26 protein-coding genes are annotated in these 26265 nt (G+C 75.2%); 14 read left to right on the forward strand and 12 right to left on the reverse strand.

What is annotated here, in order from left to right:
• Positions 1 to 24 precede the first annotated feature (24 nt).
• Together sucB and G9H72_RS06615 are read left to right on the forward strand one after the other, a co-directional pair.
• Positions 25 to 1860, forward strand: a complete 1836-nt coding sequence (sucB, locus tag G9H72_RS06610; RefSeq protein WP_196790884.1) for a 2-oxoglutarate dehydrogenase, E2 component, dihydrolipoamide succinyltransferase — start codon at positions 25 to 27, stop codon at positions 1858 to 1860.
• A 256-nt stretch (positions 1861 to 2116) separates the two neighbouring features.
• Positions 2117 to 3712, forward strand: a complete 1596-nt coding sequence (locus tag G9H72_RS06615; RefSeq protein WP_231126571.1) for a DEAD/DEAH box helicase — start codon at positions 2117 to 2119, stop codon at positions 3710 to 3712.
• A gap of 82 nt (positions 3713 to 3794) precedes the next feature.
• On the opposite strand, the gene G9H72_RS06620 is transcribed toward G9H72_RS06615, so the two are convergent.
• From G9H72_RS06620 to G9H72_RS06645, 6 genes are read right to left on the reverse strand one after another with little or no spacing between them, the layout of a single operon-like run.
• On the reverse strand, positions 3795 to 5258 hold the full coding sequence (locus G9H72_RS06620) for a protein adenylyltransferase SelO (RefSeq protein WP_331272050.1): 1464 nt from the start codon (positions 5256 to 5258) through the stop codon (positions 3795 to 3797).
• Between the two features lie 51 nt (positions 5259 to 5309).
• Entirely contained in the window at positions 5310 to 7028 is a 1719-nt protein-coding gene (locus G9H72_RS06625; protein WP_166169186.1) for a DEAD/DEAH box helicase, read from the reverse strand.
• A gap of 43 nt (positions 7029 to 7071) precedes the next feature.
• Positions 7072 to 7419 (reverse strand): YciI family protein, encoded by a 348-nt coding sequence (locus G9H72_RS06630; RefSeq protein ID WP_331272053.1) that lies wholly within the window; start codon positions 7417 to 7419, stop codon positions 7072 to 7074.
• A complete protein-coding gene (locus G9H72_RS06635; RefSeq protein ID WP_331272054.1) occupies positions 7416 to 7949 on the reverse strand; it encodes an SRPBCC domain-containing protein in 534 nt (177 codons plus the stop codon). The genes G9H72_RS06630 and G9H72_RS06635 overlap by 4 nt, the downstream gene beginning before the upstream one ends.
• Positions 7939 to 8271 (reverse strand): ArsR/SmtB family transcription factor, encoded by a 333-nt coding sequence (locus G9H72_RS06640; RefSeq protein ID WP_166169891.1) that lies wholly within the window; start codon positions 8269 to 8271, stop codon positions 7939 to 7941. Before G9H72_RS06640 ends, G9H72_RS06635 begins: the two co-directional genes overlap by 11 nt.
• Positions 8272 to 8311: 40 nt before the next feature.
• Positions 8312 to 8668 carry a VOC family protein gene (locus G9H72_RS06645; protein WP_166169188.1) on the reverse strand — a complete coding sequence of 119 codons (357 nt, stop codon included), beginning with the start codon at positions 8666 to 8668 and terminating at the stop codon, positions 8312 to 8314.
• A gap of 244 nt (positions 8669 to 8912) precedes the next feature.
• Here G9H72_RS06645 and G9H72_RS06650 point away from each other — a divergent pair, with 244 nt between their 5' ends.
• Positions 8913 to 9299, forward strand: coding sequence for a GNAT family N-acetyltransferase (locus G9H72_RS06650; protein WP_166169190.1), 387 nt, complete (start codon positions 8913 to 8915; stop codon positions 9297 to 9299).
• On the opposite strand, the gene G9H72_RS06655 is transcribed toward G9H72_RS06650, so the two are convergent.
• Positions 9278 to 9466, reverse strand: a complete 189-nt coding sequence (locus G9H72_RS06655) for a hypothetical protein (RefSeq protein ID WP_166169192.1) — start codon at positions 9464 to 9466, stop codon at positions 9278 to 9280. The two genes, G9H72_RS06650 and G9H72_RS06655, sit on opposite strands and share 22 nt — an antisense overlap.
• Positions 9467 to 9559: 93 nt before the next feature.
• Between G9H72_RS06655 and G9H72_RS06660 the strand changes: the two genes are divergently transcribed.
• Complete coding sequence (locus G9H72_RS06660) at positions 9560 to 10510, forward strand: GlxA family transcriptional regulator (protein WP_166169194.1); 951 nt, start codon at positions 9560 to 9562, stop codon at positions 10508 to 10510.
• An 84-nt stretch (positions 10511 to 10594) separates the two neighbouring features.
• Positions 10595 to 11497 (forward strand): TIGR01777 family oxidoreductase, encoded by a 903-nt coding sequence (locus tag G9H72_RS06665; RefSeq protein WP_166169196.1) that lies wholly within the window; start codon positions 10595 to 10597, stop codon positions 11495 to 11497.
• Here G9H72_RS06665 and G9H72_RS06670 read toward each other — a convergent pair.
• Both G9H72_RS06670 and G9H72_RS06675 read right to left on the reverse strand, forming a co-directional pair.
• A complete protein-coding gene (locus tag G9H72_RS06670; protein WP_231126615.1) occupies positions 11482 to 12996 on the reverse strand; it encodes an AAA family ATPase in 1515 nt (504 codons plus the stop codon). The genes G9H72_RS06665 and G9H72_RS06670 overlap by 16 nt on opposite strands.
• 82 nt (positions 12997 to 13078) lie before the next feature.
• The gene (locus tag G9H72_RS06675; RefSeq protein ID WP_166169200.1) at positions 13079 to 14833 is read right to left on the reverse strand and encodes a serine/threonine-protein kinase; all 1755 of its coding nucleotides are present in this window, start codon (positions 14831 to 14833) and stop codon (positions 13079 to 13081) included.
• 67 nt (positions 14834 to 14900) lie between these two features.
• Between G9H72_RS06675 and G9H72_RS06680 the strand changes: the two genes are divergently transcribed.
• Complete coding sequence (locus G9H72_RS06680; protein ID WP_166169202.1) at positions 14901 to 16121, forward strand: FAD-dependent oxidoreductase; 1221 nt, start codon at positions 14901 to 14903, stop codon at positions 16119 to 16121.
• A complete protein-coding gene (locus G9H72_RS06685; protein WP_166169204.1) occupies positions 16108 to 16836 on the forward strand; it encodes a Type 1 glutamine amidotransferase-like domain-containing protein in 729 nt (242 codons plus the stop codon). The genes G9H72_RS06680 and G9H72_RS06685 overlap by 14 nt, the downstream gene beginning before the upstream one ends.
• An 11-nt stretch (positions 16837 to 16847) precedes the next feature.
• On the opposite strand, the gene G9H72_RS06690 is transcribed toward G9H72_RS06685, so the two are convergent.
• On the reverse strand, positions 16848 to 18911 hold the full coding sequence (locus G9H72_RS06690) for an MMPL family transporter (RefSeq protein WP_231126616.1): 2064 nt from the start codon (positions 18909 to 18911) through the stop codon (positions 16848 to 16850).
• A gap of 250 nt (positions 18912 to 19161) precedes the next feature.
• On the opposite strand from G9H72_RS06690, the gene lipB reads away from it, so the two are divergent.
• Positions 19162 to 19827 carry a lipoyl(octanoyl) transferase LipB gene (gene lipB / locus G9H72_RS06695; RefSeq protein WP_166169208.1) on the forward strand — a complete coding sequence of 222 codons (666 nt, stop codon included), beginning with the start codon at positions 19162 to 19164 and terminating at the stop codon, positions 19825 to 19827.
• 9 nt (positions 19828 to 19836) lie between these two features.
• On the opposite strand, the gene G9H72_RS06700 is transcribed toward lipB, so the two are convergent.
• The gene (locus tag G9H72_RS06700) at positions 19837 to 20430 is read right to left on the reverse strand and encodes a DinB family protein (RefSeq protein ID WP_166169210.1); all 594 of its coding nucleotides are present in this window, start codon (positions 20428 to 20430) and stop codon (positions 19837 to 19839) included.
• Positions 20431 to 20657: 227 nt separating this feature from the next.
• Here G9H72_RS06700 and lipA point away from each other — a divergent pair, with 227 nt between their 5' ends.
• From lipA to G9H72_RS06730, 6 genes are all read left to right on the forward strand, one after another.
• Complete coding sequence (gene lipA, locus G9H72_RS06705; protein ID WP_166169212.1) at positions 20658 to 21599, forward strand: lipoyl synthase; 942 nt, start codon at positions 20658 to 20660, stop codon at positions 21597 to 21599.
• Positions 21600 to 21721: 122 nt separating this feature from the next.
• Positions 21722 to 21892, forward strand: coding sequence for a hypothetical protein (locus G9H72_RS06710; RefSeq protein WP_166169214.1), 171 nt, complete (start codon positions 21722 to 21724; stop codon positions 21890 to 21892).
• A 50-nt stretch (positions 21893 to 21942) separates the two neighbouring features.
• On the forward strand, positions 21943 to 22644 hold the full coding sequence (locus tag G9H72_RS06715; RefSeq protein ID WP_166169216.1) for a DUF4191 domain-containing protein: 702 nt from the start codon (positions 21943 to 21945) through the stop codon (positions 22642 to 22644).
• A gap of 72 nt (positions 22645 to 22716) precedes the next feature.
• Complete coding sequence (locus G9H72_RS06720) at positions 22717 to 23484, forward strand: response regulator transcription factor (RefSeq protein ID WP_166169218.1); 768 nt, start codon at positions 22717 to 22719, stop codon at positions 23482 to 23484.
• A gap of 8 nt (positions 23485 to 23492) precedes the next feature.
• Positions 23493 to 24653, forward strand: a complete 1161-nt coding sequence (locus G9H72_RS06725; RefSeq protein WP_166169220.1) for a sensor histidine kinase — start codon at positions 23493 to 23495, stop codon at positions 24651 to 24653.
• Between the two features lie 150 nt (positions 24654 to 24803).
• Positions 24804 to 25568 carry a VOC family protein gene (locus G9H72_RS06730; RefSeq protein ID WP_166169222.1) on the forward strand — a complete coding sequence of 255 codons (765 nt, stop codon included), beginning with the start codon at positions 24804 to 24806 and terminating at the stop codon, positions 25566 to 25568.
• 8 nt (positions 25569 to 25576) lie between these two features.
• Here G9H72_RS06730 and G9H72_RS06735 read toward each other — a convergent pair whose 3' ends face one another.
• Positions 25577 to 26068, reverse strand: coding sequence for an RDD family protein (locus G9H72_RS06735; RefSeq protein WP_231126573.1), 492 nt, complete (start codon positions 26066 to 26068; stop codon positions 25577 to 25579).
• Positions 26069 to 26265 lie beyond the last annotated feature (197 nt).

Consider the following 26265-nt stretch of genomic DNA (forward strand, 5'->3'; position numbering starts at 1 on the left):
TAACACGAGACCCGGAGGCATCCCTTGCCGTTCTCGGTGACCATGCCGGCCCTCGGAGAGAGCGTCTCCGAGGGCACCGTCACCCGTTGGCTCAAGCAGGAGGGCGACTCCGTCGAGGTCGACGAGCCGCTGCTCGAGGTGTCGACCGACAAGGTCGACACCGAGGTCCCGAGCCCGGCGGCGGGGGTGCTCCAGCGCATCGTCGTCGCGGCCGACGAGACGGTCGACGTCGGTGCCGAGCTGGCGGTGATCGCCACCGCGGGCGAGGAGCCCAGCGGTGCCCCGGCCAGCCAGGACAACACCGCCTTCGACGACGTCGCGGCGGACTCCGCGGCCCAGGGGGGCGCGTCCGCGAGCTACCCCGCCGCGCCGTCGTCGGTGCCCGCACCGTCCGAGCAGCCGATCGTGTCGGCGGGCAACGAGGAGCAGGCCGCGGCCGACGCCCCGCAGGGCGCTCCCGCGGCCGGTGGGCAGGGCGTGCCGGTCACGATGCCCGCGCTCGGCGAGAGCGTGACCGAGGGCACCGTCACCCGCTGGCTCAAGCAGGTCGGCGACTCGATCGAGGTCGACGAGCCGCTGCTCGAGGTGTCCACCGACAAGGTCGACACCGAGGTGCCGAGCCCGGTCGCCGGCACGCTGCTCGAGATCACGGTCCAGGCCGACGAGACGGTCGAGGTCGGCGCGCAGCTCGCGCTCGTGGGCGCTCCCGGCGCGGCTCCGGCCGCAGCGGCCGCGCCCGCGGCTCCGGCTCCGGCTCCGGCGGCTCCTGTTCCCGCCCCGGCCCCGGCTCCCGCGCCGGCCCCGGCTGCCCCGGCGCCCGCTCCCGCAGCGGCTGCCCCCGCTCCCGCCCCGGCTGCTCCCGCCACCGCTGCTCCGGCTCCGGCTGCTCCCGCACCGGCGCCCGCGCCGAACAACGAGGGCGCCTACGTCACCCCGCTGGTGCGCAAGCTCGCCGCCGAGCACGGCATCGACCTGTCGGCGCTGTCGGGCACCGGCGTGGGCGGCCGCATCCGCAAGCAGGACGTCCTCGAGGCGGCCGAGCGCAAGAAGCAGGAGCAGGCCCGGACGGCCCAGCCGGCGGCGCCCGCCGCGCCGGCGGCGGCGACGACCTCGGTCGCCGCACCGCTCGGCGAGCCCTCGCCGCTGCGCGGCACCCGGGAGAAGATGACCCGCCTGCGCAAGGTCATCGCCAGCCGCATGGTCGAGTCGCTGCAGACGTCCGCGCAGCTCACCAGCGTCGTGGAGGTCGACGTCACCAACGTCGCCCGGCTCCGCCAGCGGGCCAAGCGCGACTTCGAGGCCCGCGAGGGCGTGAAGCTCTCCTTCATGCCGTTCTTCGCCAAGGCCGCGGTCGAGGCGCTCAAGGTCCACCCGAAGATCAACGCGAGCATCGAGGGCGACGAGATCGTCTACCACGGCGCCGAGCACCTCGGCTTCGCCGTGGAGACCGAGCGCGGCCTGCTCGTGCCGGTCATCAAGGACGCGGGTGACCTGAACATCGGCGGCTTCGCGCGCAAGATCGCCGACCTGGCGGCCCGCACCCGCGACAACAAGGTGATGCCGGACGAGCTCGGCGGCGGCACGTTCACCCTGACCAACACCGGCAGCCGGGGCGCGCTGTTCGACACCCCGATCATCAACCAGCCGCAGGTCGCGATCCTCGGCACCGGCGCGGTCGTCAAGCGCCCGGTCGTCATCGACTCCCCGCAGCTGGGCGAGACGATCGCGATCCGGTCGATGGTCTACCTGTCGCTCTCGTACGACCACCGTCTCGTCGACGGGGCCGACGGCGCGCGCTTCCTGGTGACGATCAAGCAGCGGCTCGAGGAGGCGGCCTTCGAGGCCGACCTGGGACTCTGACCCCTCCGCTCCTCCCAGCACGACACGGCCCAGGGCCGGCTCGGACGTCGTCCGGGCCGGCCCTCGGCCGTCGCGCGCAGTGGCGCGCCCGGTCAGGGTGACCACGCCCACCGCCTCCGGGCCTGCCGCGGACCGGAGATGTAGGACACAATGGTCGGTGAGGGCTGCGCCGAGCTGCGCGCCCGAGGTCGTCGCACCGCCCTCAGGGCGGGTCCCCATGGACATGCGCAGCGGCCACCGCATCCAAGGGACTCGATTGACCAAGCACGCCTCGTCCACCCCTGCCTCGACGCGCCCCGGCGCCGCCTCCCCCGGCCGCCGGGCCGGCCGGCGCGCGAGCGCTCCCAGCGCCTCCGGCCCGCAGGCCCCGCGTCAGGCGCCCACCCGCCGCCGTGCGCCGGAGGCGGCCGCTCCGTCCCCGGTCCTCGACGACGCCGTCACCACCGCCGCCGAGGCCGCTCCGGTGACCTTCGCCGCCCTCGGGATCCCGGCTCCCCTGGTCGCCTCGCTGGCCGCCGAGGGCAAGACGGACGCCTTCCCCATCCAGTCCGTCACCCTGCCGGACTCGCTGGCCGGGCGCGACGTGCTCGGCCGCGGCGCGACCGGCAGCGGCAAGACGCTGGCCTTCAGCCTGCCCATCGTGGCGCGGCTGCTGGCCGCTGGCACCCGCCGCGAGCGGCGCCGTCCGCATGCCCTCGTGCTCGTGCCGACGCGTGAGCTGGCGAACCAGGTGCAGGCCACGCTCGACCCGCTGGCCAGGGCCGCGGGCCAGGTGACCGCGGTGGTCTTCGGCGGCGTCGCTCAGTCGCGCCAGGAAGCCGCGCTCAACGCGGGCGTCGACATCCTCGTCGCCTGCCCCGGCCGCCTCGACGACCTGATCAAGCAGGGCGTCTGCGACCTGTCCGCCGTCTCGATCAGCGTGCTGGACGAGGCCGACCACATGGCCGACCTGGGCTTCCTCCCCGTCGTCCGGCGCATCCTCGACCAGACGCCCACCGGCGGGCAGCGGCTGTTGTTCTCCGCCACCCTGGACAACGGCGTCGACGTCCTCGTCAAGCGCTTCCTCACCGACCCGCGGGTCCACGCCGTCGCGCCCGCCGCCGCGCCGGTGCAGACGATGGAGCACCACATCCTCGAGGTCGCGGCCGACGCCAAGGGCGCGATCGTCCGCGAGCTCGCGTCCGGAACGGGGCGCCGCGTCCTGTTCACCCGCACCAAGCACCAGGCCAAGAAGCTCGCCAAGCAGCTCACCGCGTCCGGTGTCCCGGCGGTCGACCTGCAGGGCAACCTCGCCCAGAACGCCCGCGAGCGGAACCTGGCCGCCTTCACCGACGGCTCCGTACGCGTCCTGGTCGCGACCGACATCGCCGCCCGCGGCATCCACGTCGACGAGATCGAACTGGTCGTGCACGTCGACCCGCCCGCCGAGCACAAGGCGTACCTGCACCGGTCCGGGCGCACCGCGCGTGCCGGAGCCTCCGGCGCGGTCGTCACGGTGATGCTGCCCGAGCAGCGCTCCGACGTGTCGACGCTGCTCCGACAGGCCAAGGTCACCGCCCCGATCACCCGGGTCGCCCCCGGTGACGCGACGCTCTCGGCGCTGGTGGGCGAGCGTGCCCCGCACGTCGAGCCCGCGCCCGCTCCGACGGCGCCGGCACAGCAGCCGGCGCGCAAGGCCAAGGTCCCGGGCCCGCGCGCGAGCGGAGGCGGGCGCACCGCCGGCGGCCGCGGCCAGCAGCCCGGCGCTCCGCAGCGACGCGCGGCGGGGTCGGACGGCGAGGCGACGCCCGCCGCCCGGCGCTCTCGCAGCCGCGGCGGCAGGGGCAGGGGCGGGCGCTTCAGCGCGGCCTGATTCCCTCTCGCCGACACGCCGGTGGCCCGGCTCCTGGGGAAGGAGCCGGGCCACCGGTGTCTTGCCGGAAGCGCGTCGCGTGTCAGGTCCCGCAGAACCTCCGGTACGGCCCCGAGCCCTCTGCCGCGGGCTCGGCGTAGCGCTCGAGCCCGGCCCGCTCGTCGTACGGGCGGGCCAGCACCTGCAGCAGCTGGTCCAGGGGCGCGAGGTCTCCGGCCGTGGCGGCGGCGAGCGCCTCCTCGACCCGCTCGTTGCGCGGGATGTAGACCGGGTTGACCCGGTCCATGGCGTCGGCGTCGGGCTCGAGGGCGCGCCAGCGCTCGAGCCAGCTGTCGATGCCCGCGAGGTCGAGGAACCAGCCGCGTACCGGCTCCGCCTGCCCCCGCGCGGCCCTCGCCAGGTCGCGGAAGAAGGACGTGAAGTCCGCCCGGGCCGCCTGCAGCAGCTCGAGAAGGTCGTTGACGAGCGGGGCGGCAACGGCGTCGTCGAGGCCGGCCGGGAGGCCGAGCTTCGCCCGCATCCCGTTCAGCCACGCCGCGGCATGCAGCGGCCGGTACGCGCCGAGCGAGCTCATCGCCAGCTCGACCGCCCGCTCCTGGTCGTCGGAGAACAGCGGCAGCAGGGCCTCGGCCAGCCGGGCGAGGTTCCATTCGGCGACGAGCGGCTGGTTGCCGTACGCGTAGCGCCCGCCCTCGTCGATCGAGCTGTAGACCGCCGCGACGTCGAAGCCCTCCATGAACGCGCACGGCCCGTAGTCGATCGTCTCGCCGGAGATGGTCATGTTGTCGGTGTTCATCACCCCGTGCACGAACCCGACGAGCATCCAGGACGCGACCAGCGACGCCTGGGCGGCGAGCACCGCGTCGAAGAGCGCGAGGTGCGGGTTCTCGGCCTGCGCCGCCTCCGGGTAGTGGCGCGCGATCGCGTGGTCGGCGAGCCGGCGCAGCAGCTCGGTGTCCCCGCTGGCCCCCGCGTACTGGAAGCTGCCCACCCGCAGGTGGCTGGCGGCGACGCGGGCGAGGACGGCGCCGGGCAGGACCGTCTCGCGGCGTACGCCCCGGCCGGTCGCGACCACGGCGAGCGAGCGCGTCGTCGGGATGCCGAGCGCGTGCATCGCCTCGCTCACGACGTACTCACGCAGCATCGGCCCGACGGCGGCCAGCCCGTCCCCGCCGCGCGCCCACGGCGTGCGCCCCGATCCCTTGAGGTGCAGGTCGCGAGCCCGGCCGGCCGCGTCGACGAGCTCTCCGAGCAGCAACGCCCGCCCGTCGCCCAGCCGGGGGCTGTAGCCGCCGAACTGGTGCCCGGCGTAGCCCTGGGCCACCGGCGTGGCACCGGCGGGGACGGCTGCGCCGGTCAGCAGGCGCAGGCCCTCCGGGGCGGCCAGCGCCGCCGGGTCGAGGCCGAGGTCTCGGGCCAGCGGCTCGTTGAGCACCAGCAGTCGAGGGTCCGGCGCCCCCTCGGCGCGCCAGGCCACCGCGAGCTCGGGCAGCTCGCGGGCGAAGCGGTTGTCGAGGGTGACGGTGGGGGCGGGGGCGACGGTCACCCCAGAGCCAACACGGCCGTCCATACCGGGCATTCCGGGGCAGCGGCCGGGCTACCCGCGGTCCCGCCCCCGGCTCCCGCCCGCCGGGAAGCGCTCTCGCCGCACGGTCGGCTTGCGGCCGCGCAGCGTCGTCCCCCGCAGGCTGGTGATGACCGTGTCGGCCATGTCCTCGGGCACCTCGACGAGGGAGAACCGGTCGGTGATCTCGATCGCCCCCACGTCGCGGCCGGTGAGCGAGGTCTCCCCGGCGATCGCGCCGACGAGGTCCTGCGGCCGGATGCCGGCGCTGCGCCCCACCCCGACGTACAGCCGGGTCATGGGGCCGTTGCCGCGCCCCGGGCCCGGGCGCCCGCCGGCCTGAACGCCGCGCCCGCGCTCGGGCCGCCCGCGGTCGCCGACGTCACGCTTGGACGGCAGCCGCTCCTCCGGGATCTCGTCCTCGTCGCCGTCACGGCCGACCGTCGACTCGTGGGCCAGCTTCACCGCGGCCAGCGCGACCTGCAGGACGTCGAACTCGTCGCTCAGGGTCTCGACGACGCTGCGGAAGCGTTCCAGGTCGTCGGTCAGCAGGCTCTCGCGCAGCGCCGCCCGCGTCAGCTCCAGCCGACGGGCCTGCAGGTCGGCGATGGTCGGCAGCGTCTCGACGGAGATGCGCTGCCCGGTGACCCGCTCGATCGTCTTGAGCATGCGGTGCTCGCGGGAGCTGACGAGGGTGATCGCCACGCCCTCGCGGCCGGCGCGTCCGACGCGCCCGATGCGGTGGACGTAGGACTCGGGCGCGCTCGGCACGTCGTAGTTGACGACGTGGGTCAGGTGCTCGACGTCGAGCCCGCGGGCCGCGACGTCCGTCGCCACCAGCAGGTCGGCGGTCTGCGCCCGCAGCCGGCCCATGACCCGGTCGCGCTGGTCCTGGCTCATGCCGCCGTGCAGCGCCTCGGCGCGGTAGCCGCGCCCGTTGAGGCTCTCGGTCACGTCGTCGACCTCGTCGCGGGTGCGGCAGAACACGATCGCCGCCGTGGGTGCCTCGAGGTCGAGCACCCGGCCGAGCGCGGCCGTCTTGTGCGCCCGGGCGACGAGGTACGCGCTCTGCCGGACGCGCGGCACCTCGCCCGCCGCGACCGGCGCCTTCTCGATCTGCACGTGCACCGGGTCCTGCAGGTGGCGCCGGGCCAGTGCCGCCGTGCGTGCCGGCATGGTCGCCGAGAAGAGCACCGTCTGGCGCCCCTCGGGTGTGGCGTCCAGCAACGCGTCGATGTCCTCGACGAAGCCCATGTCGAGCATCTCGTCGGCCTCGTCGAGCACGACGGTGCGCAGCGCGTCGAAGCGCAGTGCGCCCCGGCCCAGCAGGTCCAACGCCCGGCCCGGGGTGGCCACCACCACGTCGACGCCGCGGGACAGCGAGCGCAGCTGCTGCCCGATCGGGGTGCCGCCGTAGACCGGCAGCACCCGGGCGCCGAGCTCGCGGCCGTACTTGTACATCGCCTCCGACACCTGGACGGCCAGCTCCCGCGTCGGGGTCAGGACGAGCGCGGTCGGGCTGCCCGGCCGCTCCTCGATCGGCGCGAGGGCCTGCAGCAACGGCAGCGCGAAGGCGGCCGTCTTGCCGGTGCCCGTAGCCGCGACCCCGAGGACGTCCCGCCCGGCGAGCAGCGGCGGGACCGCCTCGCGCTGGATGGGCGTCGGCTCCTCGTAGCCGAGCGCCGCGAGTGGGCGCAGCAGCTCCTCCCGGAGCGCGAGGTCGGCGAACAGCGGGCCGTCGGAGGTGGTCATGCCCACGAGTCTGCCCGGCGCGCGCGGCGCTGCCCCTCCTCCCCTACCCCGGGGGCGTGCGGTCGGCCGGCAGCGGGCGCGCGTAGCCGCCGAGCACGGGCATGACCTCGGCCGTCGCGGTGCCGGAGGTGACGGCCGGGTCGTCGGCACGGACGGCGTCCACCTCCTCCGGCGAGCCGGCCTCGAGGATGCCGAGGCCCCAGACCCCCGCCGGGTCGCCGACCGGGCCGAAGAACACGGCGGTGCCTTGGTCGAGCAGCTCGAGCCAGTAGTCGGTGTGGCGCTGCATGGCGTCGGCCTCGGCCGGGGTCATGTCCTGCGGGAACGTCGGGCGCGGCCCGGTCAGCCGGTAGACGTACAGCTGCCGGTCGGTGGCCTGCTCGGTGGTCACGGCTCCCCTCCTGGGCTCCGCGGACCCGGATGGGCGGCCTCGCTGGCCAGCGCGGCGGCGAAGCGGCCGAGGATGAGGGCCCAGCCCTGCGTGAAGGCGCCCCCGGCGTACCCGTCGGGCAGCGCGCAGGCGGCGGTCAGCTGGGCCTCGCTGAGCGCCTCCCACCCGCGGTGCTCGACCGCCACCCGGGTGAGCGCGGGCGCGAGCGCGGCGAAGGTGAGCTCGACCTCCGTGGGGGCGCCCGTGACCAGCCAGGTCATGGCGAAGCGCTCCGGCGGGTCCCAGGTGAGGACCGTGCCCCAGTCACGCGTGCTGCCGTCGTCCCAGGTCTCGAACACCCGCCCGCCGACCTGCCGCTCGAGGACGACCTGCCGGGCCTGCTCGCCGCCGATCGAGAACGGCTGCAGCGGCCACCACGTCCCCAGCGTGCGGACGAAGACGTCGAAGGTGTGCGCGCGGTCGCTGCGGACCACGACGGACTGCCGTACGGGCGGCCGCCGCAGCGGCGTCACGGTGATGTCATCCGGCACGTCGTGCCTCCTTGCCGCCCTCGGCGCCGTCACGAGCGGCGCGCTCGGCCTCGACCAGTTGGCGGGCCACGCCCAGGGACGCGGCCCACGTCTCGTCGAGGAACTCGCGCAGCCCGGCGAGCCCCTCCGGCCTGGCCCGGTAGAGCCGGCGGGTCCCCTCGCGGCGTTCCACGAGCAGCCCCGCGTTCTTCAGCACCGTCAGGTGCTGGCTGACCGCCGTCCGGGTGACGTCGAAGGCGGTCGCGATCTCGCCCGCTGCGAGCTCGTCACGGGCGACGAGGCGCAGGATCGCCCGCCGCCGTGGCTCGGCGAGCGCCCGCATGGCCTCGTCCAGGCCCTGCTCGTCCCTGGAGGTCACGTCGTCACGCCCATAGCCCGACCGTGTTGCCGTCGGGGTCGGCGAGCAGGGCGAACCGGCCGAACCCGCCGGGCAGCTCCGTGGGCGGGACGAGCGCGGTGCCGCCGAGCTGCTCGGCTCTCCGCAGTTGCTGCTCCAGGTCGTCGACCCGGACGTACACCCGGACGCCCGGCGCGTCGCCCTCCTCCACCGGGCCGATACCCCCACCGATCGCCCCGTCGCCGGCGCCGGTGTCGACCAGCCCGTAGCCCCCCATCTCCTCGTCGGCCGCCACCTGCCAGCCGAACAGCTGGGCGTAGAACCGCTGCGCCCGCTCGTGGTCCGGGCTCGTGACCTCGAAGAACGCGACCGGAGCTCCCATCGCTACCACTCCCTCACCTCGCAGCGTCCGTCAGATATTACTAACGTTAGTGGAAATTGACGGACAGGGCAAGGCTCCTGCGGCGACGTCCTCGACAAGCCGGAGGGAGCCACGGGACGCGAGGGCACCGCCGGCCGTGGGGCGCCACCGGCGCCCGAGACTCGGACGAGGGAGCACCTCGCGCCCCAGGCGTCCACCAAGGCCGACGCCCCGGCCGTCGCCGCGCTGCTCGACGGGTTCAACCGTGAGCACGACACGCGGCCCGGGGGCCCGCGTCCTCGCAGCCCGCCTGACCCGGCTGCTGGCCACGGACCGGGCACTGGCCCTGATCGCGGGCGACCCCCCGGCCGGGCTCGCCCTGGTGGCCTGTCGGCCCGACGTCTGGCACGACCGCCCGGTCGCACTGCTCGACGAGCTGCACGTCGCGCCGCAGGGCGCGGCCAGGAAATCGGGGCGCCGCTCCTGCGCGCCGTCGGGACGGACGACGGAGCACGGGCGCGAGCTGGTGGAGACCAACGTCGACGGGGACGACGTGGCCGCGCGCCACTCCTACGAGCGACACGGCTACGTCAACCACGAGCCGGGCCGGAACGAGCAGTTGCTCTTCTACTACCGGGAGCTGGGGGCCTGAGCAGCGCAGGTGCAGGGCGCGCCCTCGACGCCGCCTCCCGTCCGGCCGAGTGCCCGGCCGCGGGCCCGGCGGCTGCCGGCGAGCCCGTCCGATCGCACCCAGGGGACGATCGCGGCCGAGGAGGCGAGCAGGGCGAGGGCGGAGGCGAGCTCGGGAATCATCGTCATGGCTCGAACTGTGCCGCCCTGGCGTTCCCGCCACGAGTGGCAGGAACCCCATGGTTCGCAGGTTTTCCGCCAATGGCGTGGAAGGCTGTCCCCATGCTGCGCAACGTCGTCGCCATAGCCCTGCCGGGTGTGGCTCCTTTCGAGCTCGGTGTGGTCTGCGAGGTCTTCGGGCTCGACCGCAGCGATCAGGGCGTCCCCGGGTTCGACTTCGACGTCGTCGCCGAGACGCCCGGCCTCGTCCCCACGTCGATGGGCTTCTCGCTCGACGTGCAGCACGGCCTCGACCGGGCGCGGGAGGCCGACCTGGTCACCGTTCCGGCCTCTCCCCGCCATGCGGACACCCCTGAGCCGGTGCTCGCCCTGCTGCGGGAGACGTTGGATCGCGGCGCCCGCGTCCTGTCGGTCTGCTCGGGCGCCTTCGTGCTCGGCCGGGCCGGGCTGCTGGACGGTCGCCGGTGCACCACGCACTGGCGCTACGCCGAGGAGCTGCAGGCCGCCCTGCCGGCCGCGCGGGTCGACCCCGACGTGCTCTACGTGGAGGACGACCGGGTCATCACCAGCGCCGGCACCGCGGCGGGGATCGACGCCTGCCTGCATCTGGTGCGCAGCGAGCTCGGCGCAGGGGTCGCGGCGACCATGGCCCGGCGCATGGTCGTGCCTCCGCATCGGGACGGCGGGCAGGCGCAGTACGTCGAGACGCCCATCGCCGCGACCCCGGCGGACACGCTCGGCGGCCTCCTCGCCTGGGCCACCGCGAACCTCGACGCGGACCTGTCGGTGCAGGAGCTGGCGCGACGGGCGCACATGTCCGAACGCACCTTCGCCCGTCGGTTCCGCGCGGAGGTCGGGACGACGCCACTGCAGTGGGTCACCGCACAGCGTGTCGCTCTCGCGCAACGCCTGCTCGAGGAGGGCGAGGACTCCGTCGAGCTCATCGCCGCTCGTTGCGGCTTCGGGACGGCGGCCCCGATGCGCCACCACTTCGCGCGGCTGCGGGGGATCACGCCGCTGGCGTACCGGCGGCAGTTCCGCACCACCGCCTGAGCACGGGTACAGCCCTTGGATTTCTGCTCTCCGGAGCGGCCGGCCCGGGTGGCGCGCCGTGCCCGGGTCGGGGAGCATCGCGGCGTGGACAGCAACCGAGGGACCGTCGCCGTCACCGGCGCGTCCGGCCTCATCGGCCGTGCGCTCGTCGCGGACCTCGAGTCGGACGGGTACCGCGTGCTCCGGCTCGTCCGCCGCGAGCCGCAACGGCCGGAGGAGGTGCGCTGGGACCCCAAGGGCGGGACCGTCGACACCGCCGAGCTGCAGGGCGTGCGCGGCATCGTCCACCTGGCCGGCGCGGGCGTCGGCGACCGGCGCTGGACCGCGGCGTACAAGCGGGAGATCCTCGACAGCCGCGTGCTCGGCACGCGCACGATCGCGCGCGCCGCGGCGCAGCTCGACCCGCGGCCGGAGGTGCTCGTCTCCGGCTCGGCCGTGGGCTTCTACGGGGAGACGGGCGACCGCGCCGTCGACGAGACCGCTCGGCGCGGGGGCGGCTTCCTCGCCGATGTCGTCGAGCAGTGGGAGGCCGCCGCCTCCCCCGCCCGCGACGCGGGGATCCGCGTCCCGTACGCCCGCACCGGGATCGTGGCGTCCCGCAAGGGCGGGGCCTTCGGCCGGCTGCTGCCGCTGCTCCGCCTGGGGCTGGGCGGCCGGCTCGGATCCGGTGATCAGTGGTGGAGCCTCATCTCCCTCACCGACGAGGTCCGCGCGCTCCGGCTGCTGCTGGAGGACGCGCGCGTCGAGGGGCCGGTGAACCTCACCGCCGTGCCGGCACGCGTCCGGGACGTGATCTCGGCGCTGGGCCAGGAGTTCTCCCGGCCGACGTTCTTCGCCGTCCCCGCGCCCGCGCTACGGCTCGCGCTGGGTGAGCTGTCGAGCGAGGTGCTCGGCAGCAACCGCGTCGAGCCTCGCCGTTTGCGGGAACTCGGCTTCAGCTTCCGGCATCCCGGCCTCGACGAGGTGGCGGCCTACCTCCACGGTTGAGCGCCGGGCCGGGCCTCGGCCACGAAGCTGAGCCCGGACGCGTACGCCGCACGTGTGTGCGGGTGCGGCTCGTGCACGGCGGGCGGCCCGTCGACCGCGGTGTCGCGCACACCGAGCAGGGCACGCGTCACCCCCTGCGCGCTGTCGAGCAGATCGTCGAGAGCGCGCGCGAGGTCGGCGTCACGGACGACGACGCCGCCGTCCGGGGCCGCCCCGTGGCTCTCGAGGGCCTCGAGCACCGCCCGGCGGAGCAGCTCCTTCACGAAGGACGCCGTGACGCCGCCCATGCGCTCGACCACGTCGTCGACCGCGCCGGCGGACACCTCGAGCCGGAGGCCGCGGGCGTAGACCTCCAGCAGCCGGCGCCGGGCATCGGCGTCGGGCAGGCCGATCTCGACCGCCACGTCGACCCGGCCCGGCCGCGCCGCCAGCGCCTCCTCGAGCAGGTCCGCCCGGTTCGTGGTCAGCAGGAACAGCAGGTCAGCGTCGGCCGCGGCCCCGTCCATGGCGTCCAGCAGCTCGAAGAGCACGGGGCTGGAGCCGGGCCCGAAGCCCCGGTCCTCGGCGACGAGGTCGACGTCCTCGAGCACGATGGCAGCGGGCTGCAGCTCCCGGGCCAGCGCGGTCACGGCTCCGATGAGGTGCAGCGACCGGCCGGACAGCAGCAGCACCGTCGCGCCCGGCAGGTGCTGCACCAGGTAGCGCGTGGTGTGGGTCTTGCCGGTCCCCGGGGGCCCGTAGAGCAGCAGCCCCCGCTTGAGGTGACGGCCGGCGGCGCGCAACGCGTCGCGCCGGGCGGCGATGCCGATCGCGTGCCGCTCGATCCGGGCGAGGACGGCCTCCGGCAGCACCACGTCCGCCCGCTCGGTGCGGGGCAGGACCGGGAACACGACCGTGACCGCGCCGTGCACGTCGGGCGAGAGCTCGACGGTCTGCCCGCGGTAGACGTTGTGGCGCGAGCGCAGCTCGTCCAGCTCGCGCAGCACCTCCTGCGCCTGGGCCGTGGGCAGCCCCGCCAGCTCCAGCTGCAGTGACGGGTCACCCTGGTTGGGCGCCGGTGCGCGCACGAACATCGCGTAGCGGCCGCGCACCCGGTCGTCCACCAGGAAGAGCCCGTTGCGCAGGCACGCGATCGTCCGGGCCGGGCCGGACGGCAGGTCGACGAGCTCCGGCGCGGTCAGCCGGGTCGGCGGCAGGCCCTCACCGTGCAGCAGCTGCTGCAGCGAGAACGTCCCGTAGTGCGGCGGGTTGGTGACGCCCTCGACGGTCACCGACCGGTCGGGGTGCTCGCACCACCGGTCCAGCGCCACCTGGACGTTCACCTGCTCGAAGGGCGCGAAGGCGCGCGAGACCACCGAGTGCCGCCGCGCGGCCTCCTCGACATGGGCTTGGACCCGGCGCACGACCTCGTTGCCCTCGCTGCGCTCGCCCAGCTCGTGCATCGCCTCCAGGAACCGGCGGAAGGACCGGGCGAACTCGCGGGCCTCGTCTTCGGACATCACGGCGCGAGCCTAGGCACGGCACGCTCGTCCTGGCGCGGCGATAACGCCGCCTGGCGCGGCAATAACGCCGCCGCTGCCGTCACGGCGCGGCCCCTGCGGCCGGGCGCACGTCCCAGTAGCGCCACTCCCCGCCCACCGGGGTCAGGACGACGGTCCACCACCGCTCGTCCCGGCCCTCGACCGGGTGCTCGACCCCGGCCGCGTCCACCACGTCGTAGTCCGGCATCCGGTCCCGGACGCGCAGCGCGACCCGCGGCGCCGCCGCCTCCTCGACCGGGTGGACCGACAGGACCTGCAGCCGCAGGCCGCGGGCTCGGTAGCCGGCGGACAGGTGCCGGCCCAGCAGGTCCCGGTCGCGAGCGAGGGCCGGCGCCCGCGGCGCATACGCAGCGGCGAGGGCCTGCTCGTCGCCGGTCGCGAAGGCCTGGGACCGCTGCGCGTCCAGGCCGGCGAGCACGTCGGGCCAGCGCGTCGGGTCTGCACCCTCCGGCGAGGCAGGTGGCCGGTCGAGATCGGCGGGAAGGCCGGCGGGGCTGGCAGGGCTCGCAGGGATCGGGGAGCCGGCAGGGCTCGGCGGCTCGAGTGCCGGCGCACGGACCGGCCCGTCGGCCACGGATGGCGCCTCCCGGGGAGGCGACGGCGACTCCTCGGAGTATCGGGACGGCGAGGCCTCCACCGCGAGCGCCGCCGTCCCGTGCGGCCGCTCCCCCGGCTGCAGGAGGACGGCCGCGAGCCCGACCGCGACGGTGACCGCGATGGCGAGGGCTCCCAGGACGAGGACGACCGGCGCCGCTCCGTGGGGCAGCACGGCCGCGAGCCCGCCCCGCTGCCCCGCAGGCGCCCCGCGCCGCCTGCCGCCGCGGCCGGCGCGCCCGCCGCCGTCGACCGCTCGCCGCGCTCCCGGCCGTCCTGTTCCCGGCCGCCCTGTTCCCGGCCGTCCTGTTCCCGGCCGCCCTGATCCCGGCCGGCGGGACCCCGCTCGCCCCGTGCCCGGCCCCCGGCCCGGAGCGGAGTCCGGGTCGCCGCTGAAGCGCAACGAGCCGACGGCCGGGGACGGGGCCTCGACCGGGCCCGAAGCCGTCCCCGCAGGCAGCGTCAGTGGAAGCGCCGTGCAGGTGTCGAAAACGGCAGCCGCGAGCTGCGCGGCCGAGGGGCGCCGCTCGGCCGGCGCGTCCAGCACCGAGGTCAGCAGGGCCGCCAGCGGTCGTGGCACGCCCGGAGCGAGGCGTGGCAGCGGGGTCCCGCCGGACGCCTCGTACGGCTGGCCGGTCAGTGCGTGCCAGCCGACCGCCGCCAGTGCCCACACGTCCCCGGCGGGCGAGCCGGCCCGGACGTCGAGCCCTTCGCCCACTGCGGCCAGGACCGGGCGCCCCTGGGCATCGACGCGTACGGACTCGACCGAGACCCGCCCGTGAGCTTGCCCGACGGCATGGACCGCAGCGAGGGCCTGCGCCACCGGCACCAGGAGCGTGACGGCCTCTCCCGGGTCGAGCCGGGCGCGGGCCGCGAGCAGGGCGGCGACGGTGGGCGCCGGCTCCTCCTCGCCCACCAGAGCCAGCCCCTCGCGCAGGGGGACCGCCGCGAGCAGCCGCGCCAGGTGCGGGTGGGCCGCCCCGGCGAGGGCCGCCGCCCGGCGGATCGCCTCCTCCACCCGGCCCGCGCCGGGCAGAGCGACGCGCCGCACCGTGACCGAGGCGCCGGTGGCCTCGTCGCGTGCGAGCCAGACGCCCCCGCCCGCCCCCGGGCCGAGCCGGCGCAGCGGCTCGTAGCCCGGCACCTCCCACGAGGGCAGCCCCGCCGGCTGCCCTCGCGAACCCCGTCTCCCTGTCGCCATGGCAGGAGGATCGGGCCTGACGGCGCCGGCGTGCCGCGGCCGTCCACAGGGGGTAGCGTCCGACGGCATGCCCGATGTCGTGGTTGTAGGAGCCGGGCTCGCCGGCCTGCACGCAGCACGCCGGCTCGCCGCCGCCGGCCTCGAGGTGCGGGTGCTGGAGGCGAGCGACGGGGTGGGCGGGCGGGCCCGCACGGACGTCGTCGACGGCATGCTCCTCGACCGCGGTTTCCAGGTGCACAACCCGGCGTACCCGGAGGCCGAGCGCGCCCTCGACCAGGAGGCCCTCGACCTGCGGCCCTTCGCCGCGGGGGTCGTGGTGGCCATCGGGGGGCGCCGTGTGCGCGTCGGCGACCCTCGTCGGGAGCCGCGCTGGGCGCTGTCCAGCGCGCTCGCACCGGTCGGCGGGCCGCTCGGCAAGGCCCGGCTGGCGGAGTACGCGTTGGCGACGACCCGCACGCCCGTCGCCGAGCTGCTCGCAACCGCGGACGGCACTGCCCGGCAGGCGCTGGCCGAGCGGGGGATCGCCGGCGGCGTCCTCGAGAGCGTGCTGCGCCCGTTCCTCGCCGGTGTCCTCGGCGAGGAGGAGCTGACGACCTCACGGCGCTTCGTGGACCTCGTGGTCCGCTCGTTCGTTCGCGGCACGCCGAGCCTGCCGGCGCGGGGCATGGGGGCGATCGGCGCGCAGCTGGCTGCCGGCCTTCCCGAGGGGTCGGTGGAGCTCGGGCACCGCGTCGACGACCTGGCGCCGTTGCGCCGGGCGGCCCGGGCCGTCGTCCTGGCCGCGGACGAGGTGGGCGCCCACCGGCTGCTGCCCGGCCTGCCCACGCCGCGGCAGCGGGCCCTCACGACGTTCTACTTCCTCGCTCCCGAGCCCCCCTCGCAGCTCGCGGCGCTGCACGTCGACGGCGAGCGCCGGGAGCACCTCGCCCCGGTCGTCAACACGGCGGTCCTCACCAACACCGTGCCGGAGTACGCCCCCGGCCGTTGCCTGGTGCACGCGAGCGTGGTCGGCGACCGGGCCGACGCGGCGACCGAGCGTGCGGTGCGCGACACGCTGGCCCGGATCTACGGCTGCGGCACCACGTCCTGGGAGCTCGTGCGGGTGTACGCCATCCCGCACGCGCTGCCCGCGATGCTGCCGCCGCTCGACGTCCGCAAGCCGGTTGCCCTCGGCGAGGGCCTGTTCCTGGCCGGGGACCATCGCGACACCGCCTCCATCCAGGGCGCCCTCGTCTCCGGACGGCGCGCCGCCGACGCCGTTCTCGAGGAGCTCCATGGCCGCCGCTGAGCCCACCGTCGTCGCGACCTCGATGGGCTTCCGCCCCGGGCGACGGACGTACCTCGAGCCTGGCCCGGTCTTCGACCTCATGGCCGACCTGGCGGGCGGGCCGTCGCGCCCCAAGCTGTGCTACATCGGCACGGCCAACGGCGACCAGCTGCACCGGCGGCAGCTCGTCCGAGAAGCCTTTCAGGGAACCGGCTTTCAGGTCACGGACCTCGCTCTGTTCACCATGCCCAACCACGACGACATGCGCGCGCACCTGCTCGACCAGGACGTCGTGTGGGTCGACGGCGGCAGCGTCGCCGGCTTGCTGGCCATGTGGCAGCTGCACGGGCTCGGCGACGCGCTGCGCGCGGCGTGGGAGGCCGGTGTCGTCCTCGGCGGGGTCAGCGCGGGGTCGCTCTGCTGGCACGTCGGCGGCACCACCGACTCCTTCGGGCCGGACCTGCGGCCGGTGACGAACGGGCTGGCCTTCCTGCCGTACGGCAACGGCGTGCACTACGACAGCGAGCGGCAGCGCCGCCCGCTGCTGCAGCGGCTCGTGGCCGACGGCACGCTTCCGCTGTCCTACGCCACGGACGACGGGGTGGGGCTGGTCTACCGCGGGACCGAGCTGGTCGAGGCCGTCGCCGACACCCGTGGCGTGGCGGCGTACCGGGTGCGGCGCGTCGACGACGGGCGGGCCGAGGAGACGCGGATCGAGCCGCGCCTCCTCGGCTGAGCGCAGCCCGGTCAGGCGTCGACCGGCTCGCGAGCCGGCTCCACCGGGCGCCGGTGGCCGCTCGGGCGCGGCGGCCCGAAGGGCCACCACACCCTGTCCCCCAGCTGGTGGACGAGAGCCGGCACCAGCAGCGACCGCACGACGAGGGTGTCGAGCAGGACCCCGAAGGCGACGGCGAAGCCGAGCTCTGCGAGGAAGACCAGCGGCAGCACGCCGAGTGCGGCGAAGGTCGCGGCGAGCACGACGCCGGCCGAGGTGATGACACCGCCGGTCACGGCCAGCCCGCGCAGCGTCCCCGCGCGGGTGCCGTGGTGGGCGGTCTCCTCCCGCACCCGGGTCATGAGGAAGATGTTGTAGTCGATCCCCAGCGCCACCAGGAAGACGAAGGCGAACAGCGGGAACGAGGGGTCGGCCCCGGCGAAGTCGAAGAGGAACTCGAAGACCAGCGCGCAGACGCCGAGGGTGGCGGCGAAGGACAGCACCACGGTCGCGACGAGCAGCAGCGGGGCGACGAAGGCCCGCAGCAGCACCGCGAGGACCACGAAGATCACCAGGAGCACCACGGGGATGATGACGCGGGTGTCGCGTGCCGACTCCTGCTTGACGTCGTACGTCACTGCGGTCGTTCCGCCGACGAGCACGTCCGTCCCGACCTGGTCCACCGCCGAGCGCAGCCGCAGGATCGTGTCCTCGGCAGCCGGCGAGTCCGGCGCGTCGCTCAGCACGGCCTGCACCTGGACCTGCCCGTCGACGACCTTCGGGGGCGCCCCCTCCTGTGCGCCGGCGCCGGGGGGCGCCTCGGGCACCACGAAGGCCTGCGCGACCCCCGGGTCGGACTGCACGACCTGCAGGATGCGGTCCGCGTCGCCCTGCGGCCCGATCACGCTGGCGGGCGTCCCGGTGCCGCCCGGGAAGTGCGCGCCGAGAACCTCCTGACCGAGGACCGACGGCACCTCGTTCGTGAACTGCTCCTCGGTGGTCAGGCCGGTGGCGTCCAGCCGGAAGATCGCGGCCGCGAGGCCGATCAGCACGACGGCGGTCGCGGCGGCGACCACCCGGGCCCTGCTGCCGACCAGGGCCGCGACCTTGCCCCACAGGCCGCGGCCCGCCGCAGGGGCCTCGTCGTGACGGGGCACGAAGGGCCAGAACCAGTGCCGGCCGAGGGTGACGAGCAGCGCGGGGAGGAAGACCAGCATCGAGAGCATCGAGCACGCGATGCCGATGGCGGCGACCGGGCCGAGCGACTGGTTGCTGTTGAGGTCCGAGAGCAGCAGGCAGAGCAGGCCGAGGATGACCGTCACGCCGGAGGCGACGATCGGCGGGGTGGCACCGCGCAGGGCGCCGCGGATCGCCAGCCAGGCCGAGTCGTGCGTATGCAGCTCTTCCTTGTAGCGGCTGATCAGCAGCAGCGCGTAGTCCGTGCCCGCGCCCACGACCAGGACCGACAGGATGCCCTGGCTCTGGCCGTCGACCGTGATCCAGCCGGCGTCCGCGGCCAGGTAGACCACGGCCTGGGCCAGGAAGAGCGCGCCGCCGACGGCCAGCAGGACGGGCACGAACACGGGGCTGCGGTAGATCAGCAGCAGGATGACGAAGACGACACCGAGCGCCGTGAACAGCAGCCGGCCGTCGATGCCCGCGAACGCGGCGGCGAAGTCGGCGAAGCTGCCGCCGGGGCCGGTGACGTACGCCTGCGTGCCCTCGACCCGGTCGGCGATCGCCTGGATCTCGTCGACGACGTCGGGCAGCTCCTCGAACGCCGAGTTGTCCCCGGGCAGCGGGACGAGCGCCTGCATGGCCTCGCCGTCCTCGGACACCGAGGCCCCTTCCGGCGGCCCGGCGACCCCGTCGACGCGGCCGATCTCCTCCAGCGCCGACTCGATGGCAGAGCGGTCGTCGTCGGTGATCCCGCCGGTGCGCTCCCAGACCACGATGGCGGGGATGTCCTGGTCGCCGGCGAAGCGCTCCTCGATCAGGAGCGACTTGGTCGACTCAGCGGACTCGGGGAGGAAGGCGGCCTGGTCGTTCTCCACCACCTCACCGAGCTTGGCGCCGAGCCCGCCGGAGACCCCCATCACGAGGAACCCGAGGACGACGACGATCGCGGGGACGAGCCAGCGCACGGCGCCGGGGCGTTTCTCCGGGGGACGGCGAGCGGCAGGGACGGTTGTGTGGGGCGGAAGCGGCGAGGCAGGCATCGACAGCTCCTCATCGGGGCGACGCGACGCCCCGAGCGTAGGGAAGGACAGTGGCCCGGCGCACCAGGGAAATCCCCAGTCGACCGGTGGGCCCGGCGCGGTGTGCCGCCGGACGTACTCTGCAGACGTGTCTGACCCCCTCCGACTCATCCGTGAAGGGCACGTCGCGTTCGCGGAGGCGTGGGCGCGCCAGCGCGAGCTGCACGCGGCCCGGGTCGCGGACGAGGCACCGGACACCGTGCTGCTCGTCGAGCACGACTCGGTCTACACGGCCGGGCGCCGCACCGCGTGGTACGACCGCCCGACCGACGGCACCGAGGTCGTCGAGGTCGACCGGGGCGGGCGGATCACCTGGCACGGCCCCGGCCAGCTCGTGGGCTACCCGATCCTGCGGCTGCCCGACCCGGTGGACGTGGTGGCCCACGTACGCCGGGTCGAGGAGGTCGTGATCCGGGCCTGCGCGGACCTCGGGCTCGCGACCGACCGCGTGGACGGGCGCAGCGGGGTATGGGTGCTCGGCGGGGACGGGGCGCAGGACCGCAAGGTCGCGGCCATCGGATGCCGGGTGGCCCGCGGGGTGACGATGCACGGGTTCGCCCTCAACTGCGACAGCGACCTCTCGGCCTTCGAGCGCATCGTGCCGTGCGGCATCACCGACGCCGGCGTGACGTCACTGACCCGGGAGCTCGGCCGCCGGGTGAGCATCGAGGAGGCGCTCCCGGTCGTCGAGCGCCACCTCGTCGACGTCATGGGGCAGTCGGTGCCCGGCAGACGGCTGGCCACCACCGGCTGACGGCCGACCTCACACACCGGCCGGCTCCCACGGGCGCACCCAGTCGCTGGCCGGCCACCCCTCGAGCCCGGCCAGCAGCTCGATGGCGTTGGCCCCGTCGACGGCCTCGCGGACGATGTCGGCGTGCCCGGCGTGCCGGGCGGTCTCCTGGATGAGGTGGAGCAGGACCCAACGGACGGACCAGGCGTCGACGTCCTGCGGGAACCACGGCACGCCCTTCGGCACCGGCACCGGGCGGTCCAGGCTCTCCTCCGCGCGGACGAGGCGCTCGGTCTGTGCGGCCACCTCGGCGTACCGGTCGAGAACCTGCGCAAGGGTCTCGTCGGCGCGCAGCCGGAAGCCGTCGTCGTAGGCCTCCGTGGCCGCCGCGTCGCCCTCGTCGCTGACCTCGGGCAGCCCGAGCATGGTGCGCATCCAGCCGCTCTCCATGTCCGCGAGGTGCTTGACCAGCCCGCCCACGCTCAGCGTGCTCGGGGTGGGCGTGAGCCGGGCCTGCTCGTCGGTCAGCCCGAAGCAGGCCGCACGCAGGGTGAGCCGCTGCTGAGCGAGGAAGGCGAGCAGCCCGTCGAGCTCGTCGCGGACGGGTCGGACGTTGGCCGGCATGGAGGGCTCCTTCAAAGGCTTCTCGGTGGGGACGACGGCAGCCTCCTCGCCCTTGCGGTCAGATCCTGTCCACTACAGGAACGCTCGTTCGGGAACGTCACGGTGGCCGTCGGCGCGCCCGGGCCGGCCATCCGGTGCCCCGCGCGGCCGGGCTACGGCCGGCTCACCCCGCGGGGTCGCGACGTACGCTGTTGCGGCAGGTAGGGATCTCTGGCAGGAGGCGCCGGATGACGGCGGTCGCACCCGATGGGCGCAAGCTGCTCCGACTCGAAGTCCGCAACGCGCAGACGCCGATCGAGAAGAAGCCGTCCTGGATCAAGACGACGCTGCGCACCGGCCCGGAGTTCACCGAGCTCAAGGGCCTGGTCCGGCGCGAGGGGCTGCACACCGTGTGCGAGGAGGCCGGCTGCCCCAACATCTACGAGTGCTGGGAGGACCGCGAGGCGACGTTCCTCATCGGCGGCGACCAGTGCACCCGACGCTGCGACTTCTGCCAGATCGACACGGGCAAGCCGCAGGCCCTCGACCGCGACGAGCCGCGGCGGGTGGCGGAGTCCGTCCGGACGATGGGGCTGCGGTACGCCACGGTGACCGGCGTCGCGCGTGACGACCAGCCCGACGGCGGGGCCTGGCTGTACGCCGAGACCGTGCGCCAGATCCACGAGCTCAACCCGGGCACCGGGGTCGAGGTGCTGATCCCGGACTTCAACGGCCTGCCCGACCAGCTCGGCGAGGTCTTCGCAGCCCGCCCCGAGGTGCTCGCGCACAACCTCGAGACCGTGCCGCGGGTGTTCAAGCGGATCCGCCCCGGCTTCCGCTACGAGCGCTCGCTCGACGTCCTGACCCAGGCGCGCGCCGCCGGGCTCGTGACCAAGTCCAACCTCATCCTCGGCCTGGGCGAGACCCGTGACGAGGTCGAGGAGGCGCTGCGCGACCTGCACGCCGCCGGCTGCGACCTCGTCACGATCACCCAGTACCTGCGCCCGAGCCCCCGGCACCACCCCGTCGAGCGCTGGGTGAAGCCGGAGGAGTTCGTCGAGCTGGCGGCGGTGGCCGAGCAGATCGGGTTCGCCGGCGTCCTCAGCGGGCCGCTGGTCCGCTCGTCCTACCGCGCCGGCCGGCTGTACGCCCAGGCGCTCGAGCGCCGGGCCGTGCCCGCCCAGCGCTGAGCGCGCGAGGCAGATCGAGGCGGCCGCTCCCCGAGCGGGGAGCGGCGTCCCGGTCGCCCCGTGTCGCCCGTTCTTGAGCTGCTTGTCACCTGCGCGCAACATCGTCCTGCTTGCCTGGTGGCATGACGCCGACGACCTTTCCGCCGGTCGTGGCCGCCTCCGGCCCCGTCCCGGCGACCAGCTCGCCCGTGCCGTTCGTCCGGCTGCTCGCCACCGCGCTGCGCTCGGCCGTCGCCTCCGGCAGGCCTTCGCCGGTGCCCCCGTGCAGCAGGCGCCTGCACCCGGGCCGCTGACCGAGGCGTACCCTCGTCCGTCGGCCGCCGCGGACCGTACCCTGTGCGGCATGGCCAGCAGTTCTTCCCAGTCCGCTCCGCCCAAGCCCCGCAAGCAACGGTTCGGGTGGGTGCGACAGCTGTCGCAGGCCTACAAGCTCACGGCCAAGACCGACCCGCTGATCGGGCTGCTGCTGGCTGCGGTCTTCCTCCTCGTCCTGGCGGTCTTCGTCGCGATCGGCCTCTGGGTCGACCACCCGATCTACTTCACGATCGTCGGCCTGCCGTTCGCGGTGCTCGCGGCGCTCATCCTGTTCGGCCGGCGCGCGCAGAAGGCGGCGTACGCGTCGGCGGAGGGCCAGCCCGGCGCCGCGGCAGCGGTGCTGCAGACGCTCAAGCGCGGGTGGACCGTCACGCCCGGCGTCGCGGTCACCCGGCAGCAGGACATCGTCCACCGGGCGACCGGGCGCGCCGGCGTCGTCCTCGTCGGCGAGGGCTCCCCCGCGCGGCTCGGCCCGCTGCTCGCGCAGGAGCGCAAGAAGCTCGGCCGGGTCGCGCCCGACGTGCCGGTCTACGACTTCCAGGCCGGGCAGGAGGAGGGCCAGCTGCGCCTGAACGAGCTGCAGCGCAAGGTCGCCAAGCTGCCGCGCACCCTCTCCCCCGGCCAGGTCGACGAGATCGAGAAGCGGCTGGCCGCGCTCGGGTCGCTCAACCTGCCGATCCCGAAGGGGCCGCTGCCGCGCAACATGCGCCCCCCGCGCAGCATGCGCTGAGGCTCCTTACGGAAGCCTGACGGCTCGCCCGAACAGGGCCCCTGCGAGTTCCCGCCCCCCTACGCTCGCCTCATGCGGGGGCGTGTGCTGGTGGTGGACGACGACGAGACCGTCGCCGGCGTGGTCGTCGACTACCTGCGGCGCGCCGGCTTCGACACGGTGCATGCCGGCGACGGGCCCTCCGCGCTGGCAGCGGCGACGCCCTCCACCCCGGGCGGCGCGGTCGACCTCGTCATCCTCGACGTCATGCTGCCGGGCCTCGACGGCATCGAGGTCTGCCGTCGGCTGCGAGCCGTCGAGCCCGCGTGCCCCGTCATCATGCTGACCGCGCTCGGCGAGGAGGAGGACCGCGTCCTCGGCCTCGAGGTGGGCGCAGACGACTACGTCACCAAGCCGTTCAGCCCCCGCGAGCTGGTGCTGCGGGTGGAGTCCGTCCTGCGCCGGGCGCGCCCGGTACCGGCCCAGCATCCCGTCGGGCCGCTGGCCGGCGGCCCGGTCGAGGTCGACCTGCAGAGCCGGCAGGCCTTCCGGCACGGGGTGGAGCTGGCCCTGACCGTGCGCGAGTTCGACCTGCTCGCCCACCTGCTCGCCCACCCGGACCGCGCGTTCAGCCGGGAGGAGCTGCTGGCCCAGGTCTGGGGCTGGACCTTCGGGGACCAGTCGACGGTCACCGTCCACATCCGCCGGCTGCGCGAGAAGGTCGAGGTCGACCCGTCGCGCCCGGCCCTGATCCAGACGGTGTGGGGCGTGGGCTATCGCTGGCACGCCTCCGGAGCGGCCGATCCGGTCCCGAGCGACCCCGTCGAGCTGGCGGGGCCCGGCCAGCTCGCCCAGGCCTGACCTCGGCCGTGCTGTCCGCCTACCCCTCCGTGCTCGCGGACCCGCTGGCGAACACGTACGTCTGCGTCGCGGCCTACTCGGCCCTCGGCGCGGCGGCCGTCGCCCTCGTCAGCCTGGCCGGCAGCCGGCTGGCCCGCCGGCTGTCCCTGCGGGCGAACCTCGCCCTCGTCGTGCTCACCACCGTGCTCGCCGTCGTGGCGGGGACCGCGTTCGCCGTGCACAAGATGGTGCTCACGCCGCAGCAGATGCGGGTCGTCCTCGTGGTGTGCGCCGTCTCCGGCCTGGTCGCCGCGCTCGTCGGGCTCGTCCTGGCCCACGGCGTCCTGCTCGACGCACGTCGGGTCCGGGAGCTCGCGGCAGCGCTGGCCGAGGCACCGCAGCGGCGGGTGCCGGAGCGGGCACGGCCGCTGCGCACCAAGGAGCTGGAGCAGATCGCGGGCGAGCTGGAGCAGAGCGCGCGGCGGCTCGGCGAGGCGGCCGCGCGGGAGCGCGCCCTCGAGGCGGCCCGTCGCGACCTCGTCGCCTCGGTCTCGCACGACCTGCGCACACCGCTCGCCGGCCTGCGGGCGCTGGTCGAGGCGCTCGAGGACGGGCTGGCCGAGGACCCGACGCCGTACGTGAAGTCCATGCGCGTCGAGGTCGACTGGCTCTCCCGGATGGTGGCGGACCTGTTCGAGCTCTCCCGGCTGCAGGCCGGGCGCACCGCCCGACGGACGGACTCGCTGCCCGTCCACGACCTCGTGAGCGACACGATCGCCAGCGCCCAGCCGATGGCCCAGGCGCTGGACGTGAGCCTCGCCGGCTCTGCCCCGCCCTCGCTGATGGTCACCGGGGACGCCGCGGCGCTGATGCGCGCGCTGGCCAACCTCGTGGCCAACGCGGTCCGCTACACGCCGGCGGGCGGCCGTGTCTTCGTCGAGGCCGAGCAGCGGGGCGAGACGGCCGCGATCTCGGTCTCGGACACCTGCGGCGGCATCCCGGCGGCCCACCTGCCGCGCGTGTTCGACGTCGGGTTCCGAGGCGACCCGGCCCGCACGCCGGGGGCTGACGCCGGCGCCGGGCTCGGGCTGGCGATCGTCAAGGGGATCGCCGAGGCCCACGGCGGCACCGTGTCCGCGGCGAACGCGGCCGACGGCTGCTGCTTCACCCTCCTCCTCCCCCTGGGCTGAGCGACACGGCGCAGGCGATGGCCGGGGTCGGCGGGCGGTGGCAGAGTCGGGAGCGCACGCCGTCCCGACCGTGGCCCGTCGGACCGACACCGTCAGCGGCTGCCGGTGGCCGGCCGTACGACATCTGGCCGTAGGACATGAGGAGGAGCGATGCCCACCCGTGACACCGCGTGGCCGCCCGGCACCCCGTGCTGGGTCGACTACGGCGCCGCCGACCTCGAGGCGGCCAAGGAGTTCTACGCCGAGCTGCTCGGCTGGGCCTACACCGGCGGCGAGGCCGAGTTCGGCGGCTACCTCGACTGCCGACGGGGCGGCCGGGCCGCGGCGGGCATGGGGCCGCAGCAGGACCCGTCGGGCCCGCCGACGTGGACGACGTACTTCGCCACCGAGGACGCGGCTGCCGCCTGCGCTCGCGTCACGTCAGCGGGCGGCACGGTGCTGGCCGGGCCGGTGGCCATCGCCGACTTGGGGGCGATGGCCGTGGCGCTCGACCCGCAGGGCAGCGTCTTCGGGCTGTGGCAGGCGGGCCGGCACATCGGCGCCGAGATCGTGAACGAGCCGGGCTCGCTGGTCTGGAACGAAGCCGCTGTCGACGACCCGGTGGCGGCCCGCGAGTTCTACACGTCGGTCTTCGGCTTCGGCTGGGAGGAGGTCGACGAGCTGCCGGGGTACGCGACCTTCGCGATGGACGACGGCCGGCCGCTCGGCGGGCTGGGCGGCCTGACCGCGGGCTCCCCCAAGGGCTGGGCCACGTGCTTCTCCGTGGCGTCCGCCGACGCGGCGATCGCGGTCGCCGAGCGTCGCGGGGCGACGGTGACCTACCCGGCCGAGGACACGTCCTTCGGCCGCTTCGCCGTCCTGCAGGACCCCTGGGGAGCCAGCTTCTGCGTGATGTCCGAGATCACCGGCGGCTGAGCGGGCGCCTACGCGCGGACGACGGCGGTGCCGGCGGCCTTGTCGTGCAGCCCTCGGCCGTCCGCGTCCCACACCGCTGCCGGGACGACCAGCACGAGCAGCAGGCTGCGGATGGCCGTACGCAGGCCCCACACCGTGCGCGGCTCGGTGGGTCGGGCCATCTCCAGGCGCAGGCCGAGCAGCTGGTAGCCGGGCGTGCGCCCCGTCGCCGCCAACGTGCCCCAGGTCATCGCGGCGAAGACCGCCAGCACGAGCAGGTCCCAGGCCTGACCGTCGACGTCCGCGCCGATGGTGGCCAGGCGGGTGAGGCCGAGCGCCAGGGCCCAGTCGACGAAGAGCGCGACGAGGCGCCGCCCGAAGCTCGCCACCGAGCCGCTGCCGTCCGCAGGGCGCCCGAGCCGCTTGCCCCGCGGCGGGAGCTGGACGCCCTCGGCCTCCAGCGTGGCGCGCGGCCCGTTGAGCCACGATCCGAGCGTGCGGCGGTCCAGGCTCGACGGCATGGGATCAGGCTATCCCGGGTAGGCCGAGGCCACCTCTTCGTCAGCGAGCAGCCACGGCCCGCTCACATCCCCCGGACCGCGACGCCAGGTCACCCGGGCGTAACACCCAGCCCTGATCCCGTAACACTGGTGAAACAGTAGGGTCATTGCCGGGTAACGGCGCCCGCCTAGCCTGCGCGCAGGCGGCGGCTCGCGTC

It is taken from the genome of Motilibacter aurantiacus (genome assembly GCF_011250645.1).
In the GTDB taxonomy this organism is placed as follows: domain Bacteria; phylum Actinomycetota; class Actinomycetes; order Motilibacterales; family Motilibacteraceae; genus Motilibacter_A; species Motilibacter_A aurantiacus.

What these genes read in the sequence shown, in the direction of transcription:
- G9H72_RS06715 (WP_166169216.1), top strand. Translation starts at nt 21,943, where the DNA reads ATGGCCAGCAGTTCTTCCCAGTCCGCTCCGCCCAAGCCCCGCAAGCAA.
- G9H72_RS06735 (WP_231126573.1), bottom strand. Translation starts at nt 26,068, where the DNA reads ATGCCGTCGAGCCTGGACCGCCGCACGCTCGGATCGTGGCTCAACGGG.
- G9H72_RS06660 (WP_166169194.1), top strand. Translation starts at nt 9,560, where the DNA reads ATGCTGCGCAACGTCGTCGCCATAGCCCTGCCGGGTGTGGCTCCTTTC.
- G9H72_RS06710 (WP_166169214.1), top strand. Translation starts at nt 21,722, where the DNA reads ATGACGCCGACGACCTTTCCGCCGGTCGTGGCCGCCTCCGGCCCCGTC.
- lipA (WP_166169212.1), top strand. Translation starts at nt 20,658, where the DNA reads ATGACGGCGGTCGCACCCGATGGGCGCAAGCTGCTCCGACTCGAAGTC.
- G9H72_RS06720 (WP_166169218.1), top strand. Translation starts at nt 22,717, where the DNA reads ATGCGGGGGCGTGTGCTGGTGGTGGACGACGACGAGACCGTCGCCGGC.
- G9H72_RS06670 (WP_231126615.1), bottom strand. Translation starts at nt 12,996, where the DNA reads ATGTCCGAAGACGAGGCCCGCGAGTTCGCCCGGTCCTTCCGCCGGTTC.
- G9H72_RS06655 (WP_166169192.1), bottom strand. Translation starts at nt 9,466, where the DNA reads ATGACGATGATTCCCGAGCTCGCCTCCGCCCTCGCCCTGCTCGCCTCC.
- G9H72_RS06680 (WP_166169202.1), top strand. Translation starts at nt 14,901, where the DNA reads ATGCCCGATGTCGTGGTTGTAGGAGCCGGGCTCGCCGGCCTGCACGCA.
- G9H72_RS06625 (WP_166169186.1), bottom strand. Translation starts at nt 7,028, where the DNA reads ATGACCACCTCCGACGGCCCGCTGTTCGCCGACCTCGCGCTCCGGGAG.
- G9H72_RS06645 (WP_166169188.1), bottom strand. Translation starts at nt 8,668, where the DNA reads ATGGGAGCTCCGGTCGCGTTCTTCGAGGTCACGAGCCCGGACCACGAG.
- G9H72_RS06690 (WP_231126616.1), bottom strand. Translation starts at nt 18,911, where the DNA reads ATGGGGGTCTCCGGCGGGCTCGGCGCCAAGCTCGGTGAGGTGGTGGAG.
- G9H72_RS06685 (WP_166169204.1), top strand. Translation starts at nt 16,108, where the DNA reads ATGGCCGCCGCTGAGCCCACCGTCGTCGCGACCTCGATGGGCTTCCGC.
- G9H72_RS06675 (WP_166169200.1), bottom strand. Translation starts at nt 14,833, where the DNA reads ATGGCGACAGGGAGACGGGGTTCGCGAGGGCAGCCGGCGGGGCTGCCC.
- G9H72_RS06640 (WP_166169891.1), bottom strand. Translation starts at nt 8,271, where the DNA reads ATGCGGGCGCTCGCCGAGCCACGGCGGCGGGCGATCCTGCGCCTCGTC.
- G9H72_RS06700 (WP_166169210.1), bottom strand. Translation starts at nt 20,430, where the DNA reads ATGCCGGCCAACGTCCGACCCGTCCGCGACGAGCTCGACGGGCTGCTC.
- G9H72_RS06730 (WP_166169222.1), top strand. Translation starts at nt 24,804, where the DNA reads ATGCCCACCCGTGACACCGCGTGGCCGCCCGGCACCCCGTGCTGGGTC.